General features: G+C 65.6%; 15 protein-coding genes. 9 read left to right on the top strand and 6 right to left on the bottom strand.

What is annotated here, in order from left to right; translation table 11 throughout:
* The first annotated feature begins 66 nt into the window (after positions 1-66).
* A complete protein-coding gene (locus SYV04_RS10485; protein ID WP_321545542.1) occupies positions 67-1,167 on the top strand; it encodes a metal-dependent hydrolase in 1,101 nt (366 codons plus the stop codon).
* A 4-nt stretch (positions 1,168-1,171) separates the two neighbouring features.
* Here the strand turns inward: SYV04_RS10485 and SYV04_RS10480 are convergent, their stop codons facing one another.
* Entirely contained in the window at positions 1,172-2,038 is an 867-nt protein-coding gene (locus tag SYV04_RS10480; RefSeq protein ID WP_321545541.1) for a 50S ribosomal protein L11 methyltransferase, read from the bottom strand.
* 40 nt (positions 2,039-2,078) lie between these two features.
* On the opposite strand from SYV04_RS10480, the gene SYV04_RS10475 reads away from it, so the two are divergent.
* Together SYV04_RS10475 and SYV04_RS10470 are read left to right on the top strand one after the other, a co-directional pair.
* The gene (locus SYV04_RS10475) at positions 2,079-2,441 is read left to right on the top strand and encodes a hypothetical protein (RefSeq protein ID WP_321545540.1); all 363 of its coding nucleotides are present in this window, start codon (positions 2,079-2,081) and stop codon (positions 2,439-2,441) included.
* Positions 2,438-3,709, top strand: coding sequence for a hypothetical protein (locus SYV04_RS10470; protein ID WP_321545539.1), 1,272 nt, complete (start codon positions 2,438-2,440; stop codon positions 3,707-3,709). Before SYV04_RS10475 ends, SYV04_RS10470 begins: the two co-directional genes overlap by 4 nt.
* Position 3,710: 1 nt before the next feature.
* Here SYV04_RS10470 and SYV04_RS10465 read toward each other — a convergent pair whose 3' ends face one another.
* Positions 3,711-5,054: a cytochrome P450 gene (locus tag SYV04_RS10465; RefSeq protein WP_321545538.1), complete on the bottom strand. Its 1,344-nt coding sequence runs from the start codon at positions 5,052-5,054 to the stop codon at positions 3,711-3,713.
* Positions 5,055-5,218: 164 nt separating this feature from the next.
* Here SYV04_RS10465 and SYV04_RS10460 point away from each other — a divergent pair, with 164 nt between their 5' ends.
* Positions 5,219-7,588 carry a carbohydrate-binding domain-containing protein gene (locus tag SYV04_RS10460; protein ID WP_321545537.1) on the top strand — a complete coding sequence of 790 codons (2,370 nt, stop codon included), beginning with the start codon at positions 5,219-5,221 and terminating at the stop codon, positions 7,586-7,588.
* 11 nt (positions 7,589-7,599) lie between these two features.
* Complete coding sequence (locus tag SYV04_RS10455) at positions 7,600-9,276, top strand: DUF1501 domain-containing protein (RefSeq protein WP_321545536.1); 1,677 nt, start codon at positions 7,600-7,602, stop codon at positions 9,274-9,276.
* A gap of 60 nt (positions 9,277-9,336) precedes the next feature.
* On the opposite strand, the gene SYV04_RS10450 is transcribed toward SYV04_RS10455, so the two are convergent.
* Positions 9,337-10,419 carry a sigma-54-dependent transcriptional regulator gene (locus SYV04_RS10450; protein WP_321545535.1) on the bottom strand — a complete coding sequence of 361 codons (1,083 nt, stop codon included), beginning with the start codon at positions 10,417-10,419 and terminating at the stop codon, positions 9,337-9,339.
* 43 nt (positions 10,420-10,462) lie between these two features.
* Positions 10,463-12,412, bottom strand: coding sequence for a dynamin family protein (locus SYV04_RS10445; protein WP_321545534.1), 1,950 nt, complete (start codon positions 12,410-12,412; stop codon positions 10,463-10,465).
* 998 nt (positions 12,413-13,410) lie between these two features.
* Between SYV04_RS10445 and SYV04_RS10440 the strand changes: the two genes are divergently transcribed.
* A complete protein-coding gene (locus SYV04_RS10440; protein ID WP_321545533.1) occupies positions 13,411-13,782 on the top strand; it encodes a hypothetical protein in 372 nt (123 codons plus the stop codon).
* Between the two features lie 276 nt (positions 13,783-14,058).
* The gene (locus SYV04_RS10435; protein ID WP_321545532.1) at positions 14,059-14,724 is read left to right on the top strand and encodes a hypothetical protein; all 666 of its coding nucleotides are present in this window, start codon (positions 14,059-14,061) and stop codon (positions 14,722-14,724) included.
* Positions 14,725-14,747: 23 nt separating this feature from the next.
* Here SYV04_RS10435 and SYV04_RS10430 read toward each other — a convergent pair whose 3' ends face one another.
* A complete protein-coding gene (locus tag SYV04_RS10430; RefSeq protein WP_321545531.1) occupies positions 14,748-15,857 on the bottom strand; it encodes a hypothetical protein in 1,110 nt (369 codons plus the stop codon).
* 803 nt (positions 15,858-16,660) lie between these two features.
* Here SYV04_RS10430 and SYV04_RS10425 point away from each other — a divergent pair.
* The gene (locus SYV04_RS10425) at positions 16,661-17,071 is read left to right on the top strand and encodes a DUF6310 domain-containing protein (protein WP_321545530.1); all 411 of its coding nucleotides are present in this window, start codon (positions 16,661-16,663) and stop codon (positions 17,069-17,071) included.
* Entirely contained in the window at positions 17,068-17,826 is a 759-nt protein-coding gene (locus SYV04_RS10420) for a DUF5953 family protein (protein ID WP_321545529.1), read from the top strand. Before SYV04_RS10425 ends, SYV04_RS10420 begins: the two co-directional genes overlap by 4 nt.
* Before the next feature lie 113 nt (positions 17,827-17,939).
* On the opposite strand, the gene SYV04_RS10415 is transcribed toward SYV04_RS10420, so the two are convergent.
* The gene (locus SYV04_RS10415) at positions 17,940-20,537 is read right to left on the bottom strand and encodes a M16 family metallopeptidase (RefSeq protein ID WP_321545528.1); all 2,598 of its coding nucleotides are present in this window, start codon (positions 20,535-20,537) and stop codon (positions 17,940-17,942) included.
* Between the last annotated feature and the right edge of the window lie 175 nt (positions 20,538-20,712).

The raw sequence follows: 20,712 nt of genomic DNA, 5'->3' as shown, positions 1-20,712 counted from the left end.
CGCTACGCACCGCGTCAACGGCTTCCCTGGCCGCCCGGTGAGCGGGGGCTAGAGTGGGGGCCCCTCATGGACAACCTCGCCCACTCGCTCGTCGGCGCCTGGATGGCGGAAGCCGGGCTCAAGCGGAAGACGCCCCTGGCCACCGCGACGCTCGTCATCGGCGCCAACCTCCCGGACATCGATGGCTTCACGGTGCTGCTGGGCAGTGACACCTCCCTGCTCCTGCGCCGAGGGATGACCCACGGGGTCATCTCCCTGGCCGTGCTGCCCTGGGCGCTGGCGGGCGCAATGATGCTCTGGGACCAGCACGTGCGCAGGCGGCGCCACCCGGACAAGGCGCCCGCGCGGTTCTGGCCGCTGCTGGGGCTCGCGTACCTGTCGGTGCTCAGCCACCCGCTGCTGGACTGGACGAACACCTATGGCGTGCGCGTGCTGATGCCCTTCGACGGGCGGTGGTTCTACGGAGACTTCATCTTCATCATCGATCCATGGATGTGGCTGCTCGCGGGGGCGGCGGTCGTCATGGCGGATGCGCGGGCACGCTGGAGCATCGCGGGCTGGCTCCTGCTGGGCGTGGCGAGCACCGGGCTGGTGCTCTTCACGGACATGGTCCCCTTCCCGGTGAAGGCGCTGTGGCTGATCGGCATCGCCAACATCCTCTTCCTCCGACTCCGCGCCGTCCGCTCGGTGCCGGTGGAGCGCGTGGCGACGATCTGCGGTGTCTCCCTGCTGCTCTACCTGGTGGCCATGTTCGCCGGCTCGCGAATCGCCGAGCGCCAGGTGACGGAGTGGATGCGCCAGCAGGGCACGGAGGTGCGAGACATCATGGCGGGCCCGCTCCCCGCGAACCCGTTCGTGCGAGACGTCATCGTCGTGACGCCCGAGCACTACGCGTTCGTGGAGGTGGACTGGATGGCGGCCGACGCCGCGCGCTACCGCGTCAGCCACCCGCGGCTGACGCGCGACATGTCCCACCCGGCCGTCCAGGCGGCCCTGGCGGCGCCGAAGGTGCGCGGCTTCGCCAACTGGCTGCGCTTCCCCACGAATCAAGTGGAGGAGACGGAAGCGGGCTACCGCGTGGTGCTCCAGGACGTGCGCTACTCACGCAGCCGTAACGGCATCGGTACGGCCGTCGTGGAGCTGGACCGCGAGCTTCGCCCCCGGTGAGCCGCTAGCGGTGGAAGTCGAGCCGCACCCACTCACCCTGCGCCGCGCCCGCCTCGGGGATGAGGCCCTGGGCGCGGTAGGCGGCCTCCACCTCGGCCTTCTGGGGCGCGAGTACGCCCGCGAGCACCAGCCGGTCCTTCACCTTGGGCGCAATCAACGGCGCCAGGGCGATGAGCGTGTTGGCCAGGATGTTGGCCACCACCAGCTCGAAGGTGCCCGTCACCTGGGTGAGCTCCTTGCCGGACAGCTCGATGTCGGGCGTGGCGTTCACCGCCGCGTTCTCGTGGGCCAGCTCCACGGACGTCGGGTCATTGTCGGTGCCCACCACGCGGCTGGCGCCCAGCTTCTTCGCGGCGATGGCGAGCACCCCCGTCCCGGTGCCCACGTCCAGCACGCTCGCCCCGGGGTGCGAGGCCATGTAGGTGTCGATGGCGGCCAGACACAGGGACGTGGTGGGGTGGTCCCCGGTGCCAAAGGCCATCTTCGGCTCGATGACCAGGCGCACCTTGTCCTGGGGCGCCGAGGCGGCCTCCCACGGCGGTCCTACCCAGAGCCGGCCCACCTGCACGGACTTGATCAGCGCCTTCCATTCATTGCTCCAATCCTGCTGGGGCTTCTCCTCCAGGAGCAGGCGGGCGTCGGGAAACTCCTCGGCCACCTGGGCGCGGGCGGCCTCGGCGGTGTCGGCGTCCTCGTAGTAGGCGATGACGATGGCCTCTCCCGGGTTGGGGCCGCGCACGCCGGGCATGGGCGGAGCCTCCCGGTCTCTCACCTCGAGGCCCGTGGCTCCTGACTCGTGGAGCACGTCCTGTACAGCCTCCGACTGAAGCTCGGGCAACTCCACGGTGAGAGACAGATAGGTCTGGGACATGCGCGCCCTTTATCGCCGGTATGGCTATGGTGGAAGGGCCATGAGATTCCTCTCCCTCGGACCCTTGGCCTGTCTGTTGGCTTGCTCCGGCCCGCCCGCGCCGGACGCGGCCCTCTGTCAGGACGTCATCAGCCGGCTGTGCCTCGCTCGGACGTGTGCGGGGGTGAACGAAGCGCTGGCCCTCGGGAACAACGACTGCCAGCCCACCCTGCTGCAGCGCAGCGGCTGCGGGGAGGAGGCCTTCGCCTTCTCCGAGCCCTCGCGCGAGCGGGTCCTCGACTGCCGCCTGTCGCTGGTGAAGCGGAGCACCGACCCGGGCAAGGCCCCCACCTGCGAGGAGGTAGGCACGGTGGTGCGAGACTGCCCGGACGTCATCGACTTCCTCGGAGGGAGCCAGCCATGAACTGGAAGCCATGGGTGGCCGGAGTTGCGGCGCTGGCGGTGGGGTGCGCGCCGATGCAGACGGAGCGCCGCGTGGAGCGGGGCCCGCTGCTGCGCACCTACTCCAAGGAATCGGTGCTCGGACAGCGCCAGGTGGCCGCGACGGTGGAGGCGCGCTGGCCCAAGGTGACGCTGCGCCTGGTCTCCTCGGACGTGTGCCGCAACGAGCAGCACGAGGAGTACGTGGAGAACGTCATCATCGAGCGCTACGAGCCCTCGGCGGCGCCGGCCATCAGCGGCGGGACGGCGAACGCGGCGATTGGAGCGGGGCTGCTGCTGGCGCGGCCGCTGTTCTCGAACGAGCCGGATCGCGACTCCATCGACCGGGAGGGCCGCTATGGGGCCTCCAGCCGGAAGATCGCCACGGGGTGGGGCGTGGCGCTGGTGGCGCTCGGGGTGCCGGCATTGGTGACGGGCCTCATCCAGTCGCTGCGCGCGGGAGAGGAGACGCAGACGCGCAAGGCGGACACGGTGGTGAGCCTGCGCGAGGAGTCCTGCCACCCCCAGCCGGCGACCGGCACGCTGGAGTTCGCCGGAGGGCAGGGAGCGCCACCGGAACCCCGCACCCTCACGGATGGGACGCTGGAGCTGACCGCGGAAGAGGTGCGCGGCATGAGCTTCGCGGGGGTGCTGGTGGATGGCGAGCCGGCGGCCATCAGCGAGGAGGACCAGGAACTGCTGGCGACGTTCCGCCTCTGCGGTCGGGTGTTGGCCGAGCCGCTGGATCCGACGGCGCTGGCGAAGGAGGACGTGGGGCACCTGCAGGTGCTGCGCAGGCGACTGGCGGAGTGCAAAGCCATCCCCGGCGCGCCGGTGGACGAGCCACTCAAGCTGCTCGACGCGGCGCTGGCGGCGCACGGCAATCGCGCACAGCCGCTCGAGGACAAGCCGAGCGTGAACTCCTTCGAGGAGGCGGTGGCGGCCTACAAGCCGTCGTTGAACATCACGGCGAACAGCGAGGACCTGGAGAAGCTCCGCAGGCCGGAGGCGCTGCGAGGGCAGGCGGTGCTGCTACGCGGGGTGCTGGAGCGGCGCGAGGAGCAGAACATCGCGCTGGTGCAGGTAGGGGACATCCAGGTGCTGGTGTTCCTGGAGCCGGACCGGCTGTGGGCGGCCGACTTCCCCAAAGGCTCGCGAGTGGAGCTGGTGGGCGTGGTGATGGGGCAGCAGCAGCTCGGGGACGTGGAAGCTCCGCTGGTGCGCGGCATCTGGATGCGCACCGCGCTCTGACTCACCGCGCGTGAAGCCGCATGGGCAAACCATGCTTGGGGCGCAGGGTGATGGAGGGCAGCAGCTCCACCTCGCCCTTGGACAGTCGCTCCAGTCGGAAGCGCTGGGCCAGCGTGGCCAGCGCGAGCCGCGCCTCCATCATCGCGAAGCTCAGCCCGATGCACAGCCGCAGGCCTCCGCCAAAGGGGAACCAGGCGAAGCGGTGTAGCCGGCGCTCCAGTCCGTTCGCCCAGCGCTCGGGCCGGAAGGCCAGCGGCTCCTCATAGAAGCGAGGGTCGCGGTGGACGGTCCACTGATTCACCCACACCATGGCGCCAGCTGGGATGTGCCAGCCACCCAGCTCGTCGTCCTCCACTGCCTCCCGGCTCAGGGACCACGCGGGGGGATAGAGCCGCAGGGCCTCCTTCACCACGTACTCGGTGAAGGGCAGGGCGGGCAGGTCCTCCACGGTGGGCTCCCTTCCGCCGAGCACCGAGTCCAACTCTTGGTGCAGCGCGGCCTCGGCCTCGGGGTTTCGGGCCAGCAGGTCCCAGCAGAAGGTCAGCCCGATGGCCGTGGTCTCATGGCCCGCCAGCATCAGCGTGAGCGCCTCGTCGCGCACCTGCCGGTCGCTCATCCGGCTCCCGTCCTCGTCCTGGACCTGAAGGAGCATGGAGAGCAGGTCGCCCGTATCTCCGCCCGCCTCGCGTCGGCGCCGGACGATGCCATCCACCGTCCCATATAGCCGCCGGAGCGCCGCCCGATAGCTCAGGTTCTCCGGAGTAGGAACCCAGCCGGGGACCACCAGGGTCTGCATCCTCGCGAAGTGGTCGATCACCTTCGCGAGCGCCGGGCCCACCTCCGCCGCGGCCCCATCCTCCATCTCCAGGCCGAAGAGGCACCGGACGACGATGCCCAGCGTGAGCCCCATCATGTCCTCGGCGATGTCGCGCTGCTCCCCGGGCTTCCAGGTGGCGAGCAGCCGCCGGGAGTGCTCGCCCATCACCTGCCCGTAGGCGGCGATGCGCTGGCGATGGAAGGCCGGCTGCATGAGCCGACGCTGCCGGAGCCACAGCGCGCCCTCGCTGGCGAGCAGGCCCTGGCCGACGAACTCCTGCAGCAGCCCGCGCTGGAGCTTGTCCTTCACATAGTTGCGCTGCTTCGTCACCAGCACGTGCTCGATGTGCTCCGGAAGGTTGAGCACGTACGTGGGCTGCCCGAGGAAGGACAGGTACGCCACATCCCCGTACCCGCCCCAAGCGCACCGCTCGAGGAAGGCCAAGGGCGCCCGCGCATAGTCGATGAGGCTCCCCACCAGGGGCAGGTGACGGGGGCCAGGGGGGCGTGTGTCTCGCGGGTTGATCAAGAGGAGGAGCCGGTTCGAGGAGTAACCCTGCTGATGGAGCGCTGCAGACCTGCTGCCGAGAGCCGTGCGGGCTCCCGAGTGATCTCAAGTGTTTACGAATTCACGGGGTTTACCAGGAAACTCTTCAAGTACACTCCCCGAGAACTCCCGGGCGGAGGTTTCCGGTGGACGCACTGCATCACTCTCGATTGCCGTGGCTGCTCGTGGCGCTGACCCTGGGCGTTGCGGGCTGCTATGGCCAGGCCAGCCTGGAAGTGCCATCGCAGGGCGGCGTGCCGGTGTACGACGACCCGAACCCGCTGCCCCCTCCGGTGGAGCCGGACGGCTCGCTGGCGTGTGAGCTGTCCAGCGTGCCGGGCAGCGTGACGCTCTCGAGCATCGCCACGGACTTCGCGAGCCAGGTGCATCCGGCCATGCTGCGCGAGGACTCCGGCTGCATCTCCTGCCACTCCAGCACCAGCGGTCGCATCTTCAAGGTGAGCCCGAACGCGGCGGAGACCTTCTACGCGGCGCGCGCGGCGGGCTTCTTCACCACGGCGCAGGGCTCGCTGCTGGGCCGGCTTGTAACTTCCGATGAAAGCGCTCGCATGCCGCGCGGTCAGCCCTCCTGGACGAACCGGGAGATCGCCGCGGTGGCCAGCCTCACCTGCCAGCTGGCGGCGGTGGATGCGCGCTCGCCGCAGACGCCGCCGGACGAGGAGTTCCCCCCGGCGCTGCTCCAGCCGTACTCCGGCCCGTCCGTGGCCACCTATGACAACCCCTTCCTCAGCTACGTGCAGCTCAAGGGGAAGGTGAAGCAGATCTTCAATGACAGCTGGGTGCGCAACAACGTGGACAAGTTCGCCCAGCACGTGGGCCTCTTTGGCGGCGTGGACTATGACCAGTACTTCGTCGAGGCGCGCGTGGCCACGCCCGACTTCCTGCTGGGCATGGACGCGCTGGCTCCCGACGTGTGCGGCGCGGCGGCGCGGAACAAGACGGGCCCCTTCGCCGGGCTGGATACCTCGGCGCTCATCATCGACATTCCGGCGGCGGCCACCCGGCAGTACGAGGCGGAGACGGCGACGGACCTGACGGCCACGGTTGGCGGCCGCATCACCACGGGGTGGAACCTCTACACCAACGGCATGCTCACCACCGTGCAGCCCTATGCGTTCCCGGTGACGGGGACGTACCGCCTCACGGTGCGCGCCTATGGCAGCCAGTGTGGCCCGGACGCGCCGCGCATGGACCTGCGCGTGGACGGCACGACGGCGACGACGGTCAACGTGACGGCCACGGCCTACACCGAGTACACCCACACGCTCACGGTGAGCGCGGGCACCCACACCCTCTCGGTGGCCTTCACCAACGACTACAGCCAGTCGGGCGTGTGTGACCGAAACCTGTACGTGGACTTCCTGCGGGTGAACGGCCCCACGGAGACCTCCACGGGGACGACGCGCACGGACGCGGCGCGGGCCAAGGTGGACACGCTCCACCGGCGGATGCTGTACCGCCCGGCCACCGCGCAGGAGCAGGCCAACGGCTACGCGCTGGTGAAGGACCTGTACACCATGGAGGCGGACCTGCCCAAGGCGTGGAGCGGGCTGTGCGAGGGGTTGATGCGCTCGCCGGACTTCCTCTTCACCCTGCCGCCCTCGTACGAGAATCGCTCGGGGCTGGAGCGTGACCGGCTGCTGCTGGTGAAGCTGGCGCAAGACCTGCTGGGCCGCACGCCGAGCGCCACGGAGCTCTCGGACTTCGAGAGCGGGCGCAAGAGCTGGGAGCAGATGGTGGACACGTACCTGTCCTCCACGGACTTCCGCACGCACTACTTCCACAAGATGCGCATCCGCACCGAGAGCGAGGGCACGCTGGAGACGGACGAGCCGGCGCGCCTGTGGACATACCTGGCCACCACCGGGGCGCCCATGCAGGAGCTGCTCACGGGCGACTACTCGGTGGCGCTGGATTTCAGCAAGGTGCCGCGCGCGGCCGAGCATGGGAAGACGGGCGTGCTCACCATGAAGGGCTTCATCAAGAACAAGCCGGGCCTGCCGCACTACAACTACGCGGCGCGGGTGATGACCGACTTCATGGGCTCCATCTTCGAGATTCCCTCGGAGGTGTTCGACATGCGCGGGGCGGCCACGGCCTCCTCCACGGTGGACCCGACGAGCATCTGCTTCTCGTGCCACCAGACGCTCACCCCGCTGGCGCACCAGCGCCTGCGGTGGGACGACGAGGGCAACTACCGCACCACGGACGAGCAGGGCCGCCCCATCGACGACAGCGACCGGAACCTGGTGGGCGTCTACTCGTACAAGGGGCAGGGCATGCCGGCCTTCGCCCAGCAGGCGGTGAAGAAGGAGACCTTCGTCCGCCGCACGATCAACGCCCAGTACATGATCTTCTTCGGGCGAGGCATGAGGCACGAGGAGGACGAGCGCGTCATCTACAAGCGCTTGTGGGACGTGAGCCAGCAGAGCAACGCCAACCTCAAGGCGGTGCTCAAGTCCATCGCCCTGTCTCCCGAGTACACCCGCCGCTGAGGAACCGCCCCATGAACCGCCGCCAATTCCTCTCGGGTGCGCTCGCCGGCACCGCCATCAGCACGCTGGACTGGCTCCGCTTCTTCCGCAGCTTCGGCGTGCCGGGCACGGCGAAGGAGCTGGGCATCGCCGAGGCCGCCGCCGCCGAGCTCAACGCCACGCCCCGCTTCCTCATCTACTGGTTCCAGGAGGGTGGCTGGGACGGGTACTCGATGTTCAACCCCGTCCATACGCCCAATGACGGGACGCGGGTCATCCCCGCGGGCACGCTGCGCCCCACGCCCACGTGGAGCCAGCACCGCTACCGGCCGAAGAACTACGGCACCAGCCCGCTCAACCCGCCGCGCACCTCGGGCAACATCACCTATGGGTACCTGGCCGAGGACGGGCTGCCGCTCTTCTCGGACATGGCGGTGGTCTCCAGCCACAACGGCAACACGTTCCACTCCGGCGGGCGCTGGGAGTACCACTACGGCAAGTACCGCTCCTCGCTCTCGGGCGCCCGTCAGCAGGATGAGCGCACGGTGATGCAGGCCTTCTGCGAGGCGTACGGCACCGGCTACCTGCTGCCGCACGTGAGCTGGCACCGCTGGCTCTCGGATGGCGAGCTGTCCATCCCCTCGTACCCCGAGGGCACCGGCTACTACGAGAAGCTCGGGCCGGTACACGCGCATACGCTCTACGGCAAGACGCCGACGGACATGCGCAACCGCCTCAGCTCGCTGGGCAGCGTGGCCCAGGGGCAGCGGGACGCGCGCATCCGCCAGTTCACCGACAACCTGCAGGCCAACCTGGTCAACGAGCAGAACGGCGAGTCGGTGCGTGCCTTCGCCTCCGCGCTCACCATCCACCGCGCGCTCACGGCGGGCGGGACCACGACCATCGATCCGACGACGATGTTCAAGGACCCCACGCTGCGCAGCGAGTTCGGCATCACCGCGGCGGATGAGACGACCGAGGCGGGCTCCATCAACGGCAACCCCGCTCGCTCCAAGGAGAACCCGAACACCAACGTCCAGGCGTTGATGACCTACGAGATGATGACGAAGGGGCTCTCCATCGGCTTCTTCATCGAGAACCGCGGGCTGCGCCTGTACGACTCGCACCGGGACCGTCGCTCCATCATGAACAACCAGGGGCAGAGCGACCAGACCAACAACATGCGCAAGAACCTGTGGTCGCCGCTCAAGACGTTGGTGGCGAAGCTGAAGGCCACGCAGTACGGCGACACGGGCAAGAGCTACTACGACTTCACCACCATCGTGTTGGCCTCGGAGATGGGGCGCACCATCAGCGGCGACGTGGAGGGCATCCTCGCCAGCTCGGGGCTGACCGACGTGCAGAAGTACGATGAAATCATGGGCCAGGATTGCTGCCAGCACTGGCGCGTGAGCAGCGTGGCGTTCCTGGGCGGCACGGTGCGCGGCAACACCCAGTGGGGCCGCGTGGGCAGCACCTCGCTGGAGGGTATCCCCATCATGCCGGACGGCACGCTGGACCCGGCGTACAGCCCGGACACGGGCCTGCTCCTCTCCGGCCGGACGAAGAACGCCAACAGCTTCATCACCGACGCGGGGCACGTGTACTCCACGGCCCTGTACCTGTCGGGGCTGGACCCGGTGGCGCTGCGCACGGCGGGCAAGGGGCGCAATGACCGTGCGCCGCTGACGTTCATCAAGAAGCCCTGAGCTTAGGGCGGATGGTGGCTCATGATGGTTTCAGCAGCGAGTTCTCTCGCCCTTGGCGTGTTAGGTGCGGCTACGTGCGGGCTTTCGCAAGAAACGGCGGACTGCCTCAGCTGACTTGTACGTGAATAGCTTGTCGGCCATTTCCTCGGCGCTCTTTCCGCTAAAACGCTTGAGGAACGCTTGCGCTAAATAATGTTCAAGTGGCAGCACGAAGAATCGATCAGCCAATAAGGGGAGTTTCTCAGGTTGTAGGTCCCCGCTGCAAAGCCCTGATAAAATACTCTCGGCTAGATGCTGGAGGGCATTCGTTGCCTCATGAGACGCGCTATCCACTGCCGAATCCTTTGAGGAAGGATGTTCTTGGAGATTGCTGAAATGGTGAATATCTAAGCAGGCTGGTGCTTGGTCATACGTTGTGATTAGTGCGTCTTTGATCGCGCGTTCAAGTTGGCGGACATTGTCAGGCCATCGTTGCGACCCAAGAAGGTTTAAAGCAGCAAGGCTTAATGAGTGAGCCGAAGGATTCATACCTTCTTGCCCTGCGTGCTTTTGAATGAATGCTAGAGCAAGGGAGTGTATGTCGCCGGGGCGTTCCCTTAGTGGAGCAAGTCGCAGAATTTTCTGGAATCGAGCGATAAGGTCTCGCCTGAAGTTGCCAGTTTGTGCCTCGCCTTCGATATCTCTGTTGGTGGCAGCAATAATGCGGACATTTAGAGTTTCGGTTTTGTCTGCACCTGTGCCGCGAATAGAACTGTCTTGCAGAAACCTCAAGAGCATGACCTGCACCGATTGAGGGAGGTCTCCAAACTCGTCAAGGAATAAGGTGCCACCATCTGCTTCGCGGATTAGCCCAGGACGTTTTCTGCCTGCTCCAGTGAAGGCGCCTTTTTCATGGCCAAACAGCTCGCTTCCGGCGAGGTCGTGAGCTAATCCAGCGCAGTTGACAGGCTGGAAATGTTTATCTCGACGGTGACTTTGTGCATGTATTTCTTGCGCGACAATCTCCTTCCCAGTCCCTGTCTCGCCAAGAATAAGAATAGGCTCACGCGTCCGAGCATACCGACAGAGATCTCGGAAGAGTTCATGGGTCCGTGGATCCTCGCCCTTCAAGTAGCGGGGGATGGGGTTCTGCTGTGCATTCATAGGCTAGGCGAGTTCTCCTTGGGCAGTGACAGTTCTCTGCTGATTAGGACTCTTGTAGCGAAGATGTAAATGCCTTGAGAGATTCTTGGACTGCCTCAACGCGCTGCCGGAAAGCCTTCAGCCGAGCAATCTCTTCCTTGCGGCGCCTCTCTTCCCTGTCTATTTCTCGCGAGACTTCCTCCACTACTGCGCCAAGACGTTGCCTAACAGTATGCACGCGAGAGTCTAGCTCTGTAATAAGTCCTTGAGCAAAAGCGTGGATGGATTGTTGCATGGCTTGATTTAGTGATGGAATGACTTCTTCTTCCACTTTGGTGCGGACGCTGCTAATGACACGCTCGCGCCATGAGGAGGAGCGAGAGAATCCAAATATGGCAGTGAGTAATCCAGTAATCCCTGCCACAACCCAGCCCACTGGTCCGGCAAATCCTGCGAGCAGAGTGGTAACTACGGTCGCAATCGAAAGAAACTGTAAACCAGCAGACGGGGCAAGCGCCTGTGAAAGCGCAGATGCTACGATGCCGTAGCCACCCGTTGGGCCTCCCATGCTGTTGGCGAACGCGCTCAAGCTTGAAAGGCCCGCAGCTCCACGTGCAAGGCTATCGTCGTTCGTCGAGCTTTGTGCATGATCCGAGGTGATGACTTGACGTGTTGCTGTCTCCATATCTCGAAACAGGATGTGTATGTTCTTGTAAGCAGTTGTCCCGATCCGCCTATACTGAGTTGCGAGTTGGTGATCGAGGTCTTCAAGCATGCCGGTAAGTTCTTTGGCGAAGATAGCTGCAAGACTTTTCTTGCACGCCTCCTCCGAGGCACAGGCCGTGATCCAGTTCTCCACTTTCTGGTTCAGTGCGTTACGTAGCGTTTCCGCTGCGGGATGCACTGCATCTAGGAGGCTCTGCTGGTCCTTCTGCAAAGGCATGGCGTAATCTCGTCGAGAAGCCATGCGATCAAGTTCTGATAAAAGCTTCTTCTTACGGCTTCGAAAGCCGTGTGCCAAAGGACCAGCCGCTTCGAGTCCCTCCGTCGCTAGCATCGCTTGATGGACAAGTGCTGCGGTTACTTGTTGTTGTTGCTCCGCAATATTCTTGAGGAGCTTCGTAGCATGAGCCTGCGCAAGGTGATGTTCGATGGCATCAACGATTGCAGGCAGTCCCGTTTTGATGAGGGCTTCATCGTCGTAGTTGGCACCCTCCTTGAGAAGGTCCAAGGCCCGGCGACTTGCAACGGGAAGCAGTACGGGGTCAGCCGCATCGGCTCCAAGTACGTCTTCCTTCAATCCATGACGAATATGACCTAACACTTCATCGCGTTCATCATCGCTGACGCGGTCAATCTGATTCACGACGAAGACGGCTCGATCCAGTAATTGCCGAAACGTGAGAAGAAAATCGCGCTCTGAGTCGGAGAAAGGCTTCGATGCGGAGAATACCACTACGAGTGCATCTGTGTGCTGCATGTAGTCCCGAGTGATCTTGGAATGCTCCTCGTTGCTTGATCCAAGCCCCGGTGTGTCCACAAGCCGAACCGGATGGCGAAGGAGGGTATCCCCTGGCCGGATGAATACATCGACCATTTGTACATCATTCGAGCGGCTACCTCCCACAGCAACCAGTTCATCGAGAGGCACTTCTCCTAGTTGTACACGCTCGGATGGCCGGTCCTCAATGAAGTGAATGTCGACCCGCTCAACACCGTCTGCTTCGGTTGCGGTGAGCCGCGTTACTTTAGCTGTACGTGGCGTGGCCTTGACTGGGCAAACGGGGCGCCCCACGAGAGCATTAACTAGCGTGGACTTGCCACTCTTAAAGTCTCCGACGATGAGTAGCAGAAAGCGATTTTGCTGGAACCGCTCGACGAAATCGCTAAGGACGTTCACTGCCTCAGCGTCCTCACGCTCAGCGGCGAGCCCCTTTAGAGTCTTTGCTAGATCTAGGATTCTCTGCTTGCGTTCCTCAAATACTGCTACAACATCCGAACGTCGCTTGGCCATGATGCGCCTCCCGTAGCACAGTCTGAGCGGATATGGCAAAGAGCGTGCCACTTCAAGCCCTAGGCAATCGCGACCCCGGAGTGCGAGAGGCTAAGAGGGTGTTGAGCAGGAGCAGGGAAGTAGGCGGCAGCGTCTCCAACTCTAGCCCCGGGGGCGACCTACGCGGGTGACTGTTCGGGAATGTCGGGACTTATCGAGCGCCCAAACCCCCGACATTTCCGACCAGTGGGCCAGCGAGCCGTGCCGACTGCGACCCGTGGAGGCTCACGAAGCTTGGTTGCTCGCTCCTGTTCAACACCCTCTAACGCGGCTGTGGGGCAAGGTTGTCGTAGGGGGTGGCGTGACCTTGAGGCGAGCGCACCTAGGTCCTCGACAATGAACTCATTGCTCCCAGACAACGGTTTCGTTGTCCCCGCTATTCTCTAGCATGGTGCGGCTATCGGTTAGAGTGGGATCAAGGAGTATATTTGCCTACAGCGCCTGCACGGCCTCTGGCTGGCATGTCTTCGATTTGATTGGGTTTTTTAAGGTGCATTCACACACGTGCTTGGTTGCCGCGCTCTCGAAGAGCATTGGCACAGTACCTGCTGATGAAGGCATCGCAACCTACTGGAGGTACATACTTATGAAGAAGAACGACAAGGTCGATAGGGCTATTAGGGATGAGGCTTGGGAGATCATTCCTCCGCAGCATCGTCGACCCGCAAGAGGAGCAGCAGTGGGAGCGGTCATTGGAGCCGTGCTTGGCTCGATGGTTGGAGGTCCTGTCGGGGCTGCCATTGGCGCAGGATTACTTGGAGGAGTGGGCGCTTACACGACGCACTAGGAGCAACCAGAGAAGACAGCATTGATGGAAAGCAACCTCAGTTTGGTGAACTCCAGTTCTTGCTTTTTAGGCACTCTGGATTGGGCATGTCAGAGGGCTCTTGGGATGTCTAGGAGCCCTCCGACGATAGAGGTTCTGGCAAGCGTGTAGTTCTTGCTGTATAGAGGGCTAAATGATTGAAAACAAGATTGTGCGTATTGGACACAAAAAAGCCATAGCGCACATCAAGCTAAAACTTAATGGCTACAGAAGTGTGTGGCGGCGGGTGTATGTCGGTGCGACTGCACATCCCCAGCGACGCTGGGTGAGTCATGCCTCTGATGGATGGACAAAGATGGTGCTTCTCTACAAAGCATTTACGCCCGAGATCGTCCAAGCCATGGAGCGAAACCTGATTGAGAATGCCCGACAGAGCAACTTCTTGCTAGATCTTGAGAACGTGGCTCCGGGAGGAGAGGGGGTTGTGCGCATTCCGCGACCGAACTACCTCTATGTGCTGGTCGCTGACAGACGAGCGTGGCATCAGCCACTGCCGTCTAACTGAGACGAGACTCAGTTAGCATTCAGAATTTGCCTGAGCAGCGGTTTTGTAGGAAGTACTGTGGGGACTCGTTCCTTGTCTCCGCTGAAGACACTGCGTATCAGGCTGAAGATCTGAAGGTGTGGTTGGACGGGTCGCACCCGGAGTGCGTCGTGGGCTCGGGCGACCGCTGTGCCAATGGCTGCACACGCCTGTATGACTGTGCAGCGAGGGAGCCATCAGCTTCGACTAAGTGCCCGGAGGTAGGCTTTGGTCTCCCCGTTGCACCCGCTGCGGAGCATGCGCACACCCAAGAACCCGTGGTCTCAAGAACTGGCACTGCTAGTGTTCCTGCTGCTCGTGGTGCCGGGAATAGGCCTCGCCGCACAGGAGCTGGCCCCTGAGGCCGAGCGGATTCCTGGCACCGAGACGCCCGCGTCCCTGAGGCTGGTGGAAGTTCCCCGAGAGGCCGAGCCCGTCCAGCGCATCCACCCGGTGATGCGCGTGACGGCGGAGGTCGGCGCGATGCTGGTGACCTCCGCGACGATGGGCGTTCCCGGCTTCTTCGCCGGGGGGGCGATATGCGAGGCGTTCGACCTGGGCAACCCGGGCTATTTCCGGTGCTTGAACGAAGCGCTCTACGGCGCGGCCGTGGGCATGGTCGTCGGGGCGCCTCTGGGCGTCTGGTGGGGTGGGAAGCTCGCGCGCGGCAAGGGAACCTTCATGGGAGCACTCTTGGGCACGGGGGTCGCGGTGGCGGCGGGGGCCATCAACTCGGTGCTGATCACCAATGACGACCTCAAGCCCTTTCCCATCCCCATCTTCTCCCTGATTGGCGCGGTGGTGGGATATGAGCTGTCCCATGGCGCGAACTCCGCTCCGCGCCTCGCCTCGATGGCCAGCTTTCAGCCGGTGCTGGCCATCTCTGGAAAGAGCGCGGCGCTGGGGCTGGGGGGTCGCTTCTGACCCCCGGCTAGGGCGCGAGCCGCCTACAGGGCGGATTGGACTGCCTGCTCCAACTCCCCGCGCGTGTACCAGTCCACCGGGCGAGCGCCGGTGGACAGCCCCAAGGTGTGGCCAGTGAGCTTCACGCCCTTGTCGGACACGCTCAGGTGGATGTGCTGGATCTTCTCGCGCAGCGCGGCCTTGCCGACCTTGTCGCGCGCCAGCGCCTCCATCACCTCGCTCGCCCGGTCCGCCAGGAATCCGAGCGCCCGCAGCTCCGTGGCGGAGGTCGCCTTCACCTCGGGCCCGAGGCCCACGCTGATCGGCGTCTCCACCAGCCCGCGCAGCTGTGTCTCCAGCGCGGCCAGCCGGCGTCGGAGCTGGAGCAGCGAGGGCGTGGGCGGTGCATCCCGCCGCAGCGAGCCGAACGCCGACACGTCATGCACCGAGATGGCCTCGATGGTGCCCACCGGGACGATGACCACGTCCTCATAGGGCATGCCGCTCTCCCGGGGGACATGCACGAGCACGGAGTGGCCCTCGTGGCGATCCTCCAGCACCTCGCGCAGGATGCCGGTGACGCCGCGCCCGCTGCGCAGCAGGAGCGTCATGCGCGGCAGCACCAAGGGGATGCCCGCCTGCTGCCGCCAGAAGAGGCGCTGCAGCACCTGCAGGGTGGCGTTCACGCCCTTGGCATTCCAGGACAGGAACGCGGCGAGCGTGTCGTCCGGGGACGCGCTGTCCTCCGGCGCGGACTCCAGCGCCTTCTGGATGGCCTCCTGGCGGTCCTGCACATAGTCCACGTTGGAGAAGGGCTCGTGGTCCAGCGTGAGCACGCCGTCCTGGAAGTGGACCATGCTCGAGCCCGAGGAGACGCCCTTGCTGTTGCGGATGACGACGCGCTTGAGCGTGCCGCGCAGCACCTCGCGGCCCAGCGCGTCGGTGCCGATGGCCTTGAGCGCCTCGATCAGCGGCGTGAAGAAGACCTTGGGCCACGCCTCCTCATAGAGGTGGTCGTAGCCCTCGAGGGCCAGGCTGTTCCAGTCCACCTCGACGGGCACCTCGAAGTGGGCGGCCGTGTCGATGTCCTTCTTCAGCTTCGGGTAGGTTGTCTCCTCGAACTGGCTGGCGGCCTTGCGCTCCGCGATTCCCATTCATTCCTCCTGGAGAGAATCGCGGCAGTCTGGTCCAACCCCCGCCGGGCGCAAAGCGTCCGGTGGAGTCACGCCCGTGCGCAACTGCCGCACTTGAGAGAGAATCGCCTGGGTGCCCCCATGCCTTCGGGCGGCGAGGCACCATCGAGCGCGCCGCGCACAAGGATGCGATGGAAGGTGTCCGACCCCTTCAGGAAGACTGCCTACCCCTTGAGGACGTCGAGGAGTTTTGCGCTGAAGCGCCGGAACCAGAGGCGTGTCTTCAGAGGTGTCGCAGTTGAAAGCGCGCGCGGTGCTGGGCGCACTCGGAGGGCTGTGCCTCATCGTGCCGTTCGCGCTCCTCCTCTATGCGTTGGGAGTGAGCGCCGGGGGCACTGCATTTGGCCAAGTGCCCGACTTTACAAGAGCTGTTATGGCTCGGGTCTATTCTGATCAGCCCTGCAAGTTGGAAGTAGCGAGCGGGCTCTGATCCGCCCCGCCCCTCTTCGATGAACGGACGTGGAATGAACTTCCGAACTTGCAGCGCACTGCGCCAAGCCGTTGCTGTTGCCGGAGTCGTAGCGGGGTGCGCCACCTCTCAAGAGGCGCCTGAGACCTACGCTTGGGCGCCTGTGCGCCCCCCCCCTGTGCCCGGCACGGGCCTGCCCACCCCCGGGCAGCCAGGGCAGGTTCGCCCCCAGCCCCTGCCGCGCAGCCCGCACAAGCGCGTGTTGCCGCCCACCCGGGAGCCGGGCCTTTGGGCCGGAGACGCTCCTCGGGCCTCGCAGGAACCGGAGGCGAACCCCACACCGGAGAAGTCCAGAGTGAACAGGAGGGACCCGCCTGCCCCGGTGACAGCGGAGCGCCGCCTCGAGTGCGACCCCATCCCGGTGCCGCACGCGGGCGAGGATGCCCCGCATAACCAGTGCGCCGATCAGTTTCCGCCGAACCGCTACCCCGGCAATGACGTGCTCGTTGGCGGCAAGCGCTTTGATGCGCTGCAAGTCGGCGCGCGTGTGCTGTGGGAGATCAAGACCCATCGATTTGACACCTACCCTGACTTCATCCGGGAGCGGACGATCCTGAAACAGATGCCGTTGCTGCGGGAAGAGAGGGACATCGCGGAGGCATGTGGCTATGGCCTCGTCGTCGGGGTGAGCACCCAAGAGCACAAAGACGCGTTGCTCAACGAGGATATAACCCTCAATGTTGTCGTCACGGGGTGCGAGCGATGACCAAGCGGAGAACCCTCATCCACATCGTCTACGCGCCTGCGCTTGTGGGCAACGACGGTCGCACACTCGCAGTAGTCCACGGAGTCGAACGAGCGCTCCCCGGTGTGCGCCTGGAGTGGGAACTGTCTGACGAGGGGCGGCCCCTCGCGTTGCCGCAACGCGAGGGGTGGCTCGCTAAGGCGGCGGCGCGCGGGGAATTCCCGTTGCTGTGCAACGGCGACGAGAGTTACCCGGTAACGGTTTATGGGTTGCGGACCTCCGGGCGCCAAGCGCCGGGCGGCCAGCCGTTGCTCGATGTCCATGCAAAGCTGCCGCTAGATGCGGTCGGCATCGCAGCGGCAGCGGAGGTGCTGGAAGGCGTGGCTGAAGGCGCACTCGCGTTCTGGGGGCGCGTGCTGCCGGACGCAGTGGCGCCGGAGATGGCAAAACAGATTCGCCACTCGGCGGATCAGCCGCATGTCCCACCCCGGGGGCTCCCAGCGCTCAACCTTCCTAAGTACATTCGCTCGCCGGCGATTCCCCATCACCTCGGGTGGCTGAACTATTGGTCGGCAGCCGCTGCACAAGCCATCGGGTTTCCGGACCCTGCCCGCGATGCGGACTTGCTCTCTCGGGCGCGGCGCACGGCGACGGGCGGGTGGGTGGTTCGGCTCACGGATACGCTGCTGGATCTCGAAAACCCCGCGCACCTGGAGGCGCTCGTGCGCGCGTACGAGCGTTTCCCGGAGATTGGCGGGCGCGTGACGCTGGGTTGAGTGAGGCTGCCGGGCGTCTCCTGGCACGCGCCACCGGGCCGAGCTGGAGCTGTCCGACGCGCGCACCACGGGCCTCGTGTGCAACCCCAACCGGGCGCAAAGCGCCCTGAGCGTCACGGCCCGACGATGGACAGCGCGCTGTGGTCGAAGTCGATGACTCGGCGGGCCACTTCGCGCACCTCCTCCGCCGTCACCGCGCTGATGTTGTCGGCGTAGTGCAGGAAGTTGTCGAAGCCCAGGCCGTAGCAGTCATCCAGCGCGAGCAGCGCGGCGCGGGCGCCGTTGCGCTGCAGGCCGATCTCGTTCGTGCCGATGAGGTGCTGCTTGGTGCGCGCCAGCTCCGCGTCGCTCACCCGCTCCTCGCGCACCCGCTCCAGCTCCCGGCGGATGCCCGCCATCGCGTCGTTCACCTTCTCGGGGCTCGTACCGATGTACGCCGCGAAGTAGCCCGGGTCCACGCCCTCGATGGTGAAGCTGCTCACGCTGTAGGCCATGGAGCGCTTGTCGCGCAGCTCCACGAAGAGCCGCCCGCCCTGGCCCGAGAGCACCGTCGAGAGCACCTCCAGCGCGTGCCGCCACTGATCGTTCAGCCGTGCGCCCATGAACCCGTACACCAGGTGGCTCTGGGCCCGTGCCAGCACCCGCTTCTCCTCGCGCGCCGTCTCCGGCGGCGGATCCACCGGCACCGGAGGCGCCTTGCGCGCCGTGCCCCGGGCCTTGCCGAAGTACTCGCGCGCCAGCGCCATCACCTCGTCCACCTTCACATCGCCCACCACGCACAGCGACAGCTGCGAGGGGTCCATGAACGCCGCGTGGTAGTCGCGCAGCAGCTCGGGCCCCAGCGCCTCCACCGTGCCGCGCTCTCCGCTGGCGGGCATCCGGTACGGGTGCGAGCGGTACAGCGTCTTGCTGAACAGGTCGAACGCCAGCCCCGACGGCTTGTCCTCCCGCGTGAGGATGTCCTGCAGCAGCAGGCGCCGCTCGCGCGCCACCTCCGCCTCGGGGAAGGTGGGCTCCGTGGCGCACTCGGCGAAGAGGCGGAAGGCCGACTCGAAGTGCTTCGAGAGGAACTCGCCTCTCACGCCCACCGAGTTGCGCCCGCCTACGCCCAGCAGCGAGCCGGCGTACGCGTCCACCAACTGCGTAATCTCCTCCGCATCGCGCGCCCGCGTGCCCCGCGTGAGGCTGCGGCCCAGGAGCGTCGTCAACCCGCTGTGGGCTGGCGTCTCGTAGCGCTGCCCGCCGGCGAACGCCGCCCGCACGGAGAAGAGCGGAACGCCGTGCTCCTCGCGCACCAGGATGCGCGCTCCCGAGGGCAGCGTCTCCTGGATGATCTCCCCGGTGCTCGTGCCCGAGCGGACGATGCGCATGGCCGTCTCGCTCGTGGGCCGGCGCGTGCGGCGCTCGGGGCGCAGCGTGGGCGCCTCGTGCATCACCCCGTCGAGGATCTGGTTCGCCTGCGCCTCCGTGAAGGCCGTGCCCTGGGGCAGCAGCGCGCTGAGCGCCGCCCGGTCGAAGCGCAGGTAGTTCTCCGCCACCGCGCGCACATCGTCCGGGGTGAGCCGGGCCACGGCCTCGTAGTAGCGCTCCTCCGCCTCCAGCCCGCCCATCGAGGACTGGTAGTAGCCCATCTTGCGCGCCATGCCCTGCACCGTCTCGCGCTGGTAGACGGCCTCCGCCTCGACCAGGGCCTTCACCGTGGCCAGCTCCTCGGCGGACACCGAGCGCACCCGCAGCTCGGACATCACCCGCAGCGTCTCCTCCAGCGCCTTCGCCACGTTCTCCGGGGGCGTGGTGAACGAGGCGGTGAACAGGCCCGGGTCCCTCGGCGTGTACGCCGAGGCGTGGATGTCATTGACGAGGTTGGCCTTGCGTTTGACTTCCACCGCCAGCCGGCTGGCCTCTCCCTGGCCCATCAGCATCGCCAGCACGTCCAGCGCCGGCACGTCCGGATGGCTGGCCTGGGGGATGCCGAAGCTCAGGTGGACATGGGCCTCCTTCACCTCGTCCGGGCGCAGGAGGACGCGGCGGCCCTGGGCGCGCGGCTCCACCGGGCGCTGGACCAATCCCTCGAAGGGTCGGCCCCAATCCCCACCAAAAATCTCATCCACCCACTGCCGCAGCTCCGCCTCGTGCAGGTCTCCCACCACCGAGAGCACCAGGTTCTGGGGCGAATAGTGCCGGTGGTAGAACTCGAGCACCTTCTCCCGGGTGAAGCTCCGCACGCTCTCCTCGGTGCCGATGACGGGCTTGCGGTAGGGGTGGACCTGGTAGGCGGTGGAGAACAAGTCCCTGGAGGCGCGCCGGGCCGGGGTGTCCTGGCTGCGCTTGATCTCCTCGCACACCACCTCGATTTCCCGCGCCAGCTCGTCCTTGTCGAACGCCGATCGCCGCACCGCGTCGCCGAGGATGTCCAACCCCGTCCGGGCGAACTGGCTGGCGATGACGATGTGGTAGACCGTCTGGTCGAAGGACGTCCAGGCGTTCACCTCGCCGCCGTGCGCCTCCACGTCCCGGGCAATCTCTCCGGGGCCCCGGCGCTCGGTGCCCTTGAAGAGCATGTGCTCGTGCAGGTGGGCCAGGCCGGCCTGGTCGGGGCGCTCGTCGGCGCTGCCGGCCTTCACCCAGACCTGGAAGGCCGCGACCTTGGCGGCGTGCTGTTCCTCGAAGACGACGGTGAGCCCATTGGGCAGGGCATAGCGGAGGGGCATGGGAGCGTCCGAAGCTGGCACCAGCCCTGCTGGGAAGCAAGGCGGGCTTGATGTTTCTCCTACTGCCTAACGCCTGGGCCACTCCAAGGCGAGCCGGACGCATGTCCGAAGCCCTTCCAGGGGGGCGGGCGCTGCCCTTTCGTGCGTGTCTCTGGAGAAGTGGCGCGCTGGGCGA

This window comes from Hyalangium ruber (genome assembly GCF_034259325.1).
In the GTDB taxonomy this organism is placed as follows: domain Bacteria; phylum Myxococcota; class Myxococcia; order Myxococcales; family Myxococcaceae; genus Hyalangium_A; species Hyalangium_A rubrum.
Note: the sequence above shows the minus strand (reverse complement) of the source record. Positions and strands in the feature narration are given on the sequence as shown.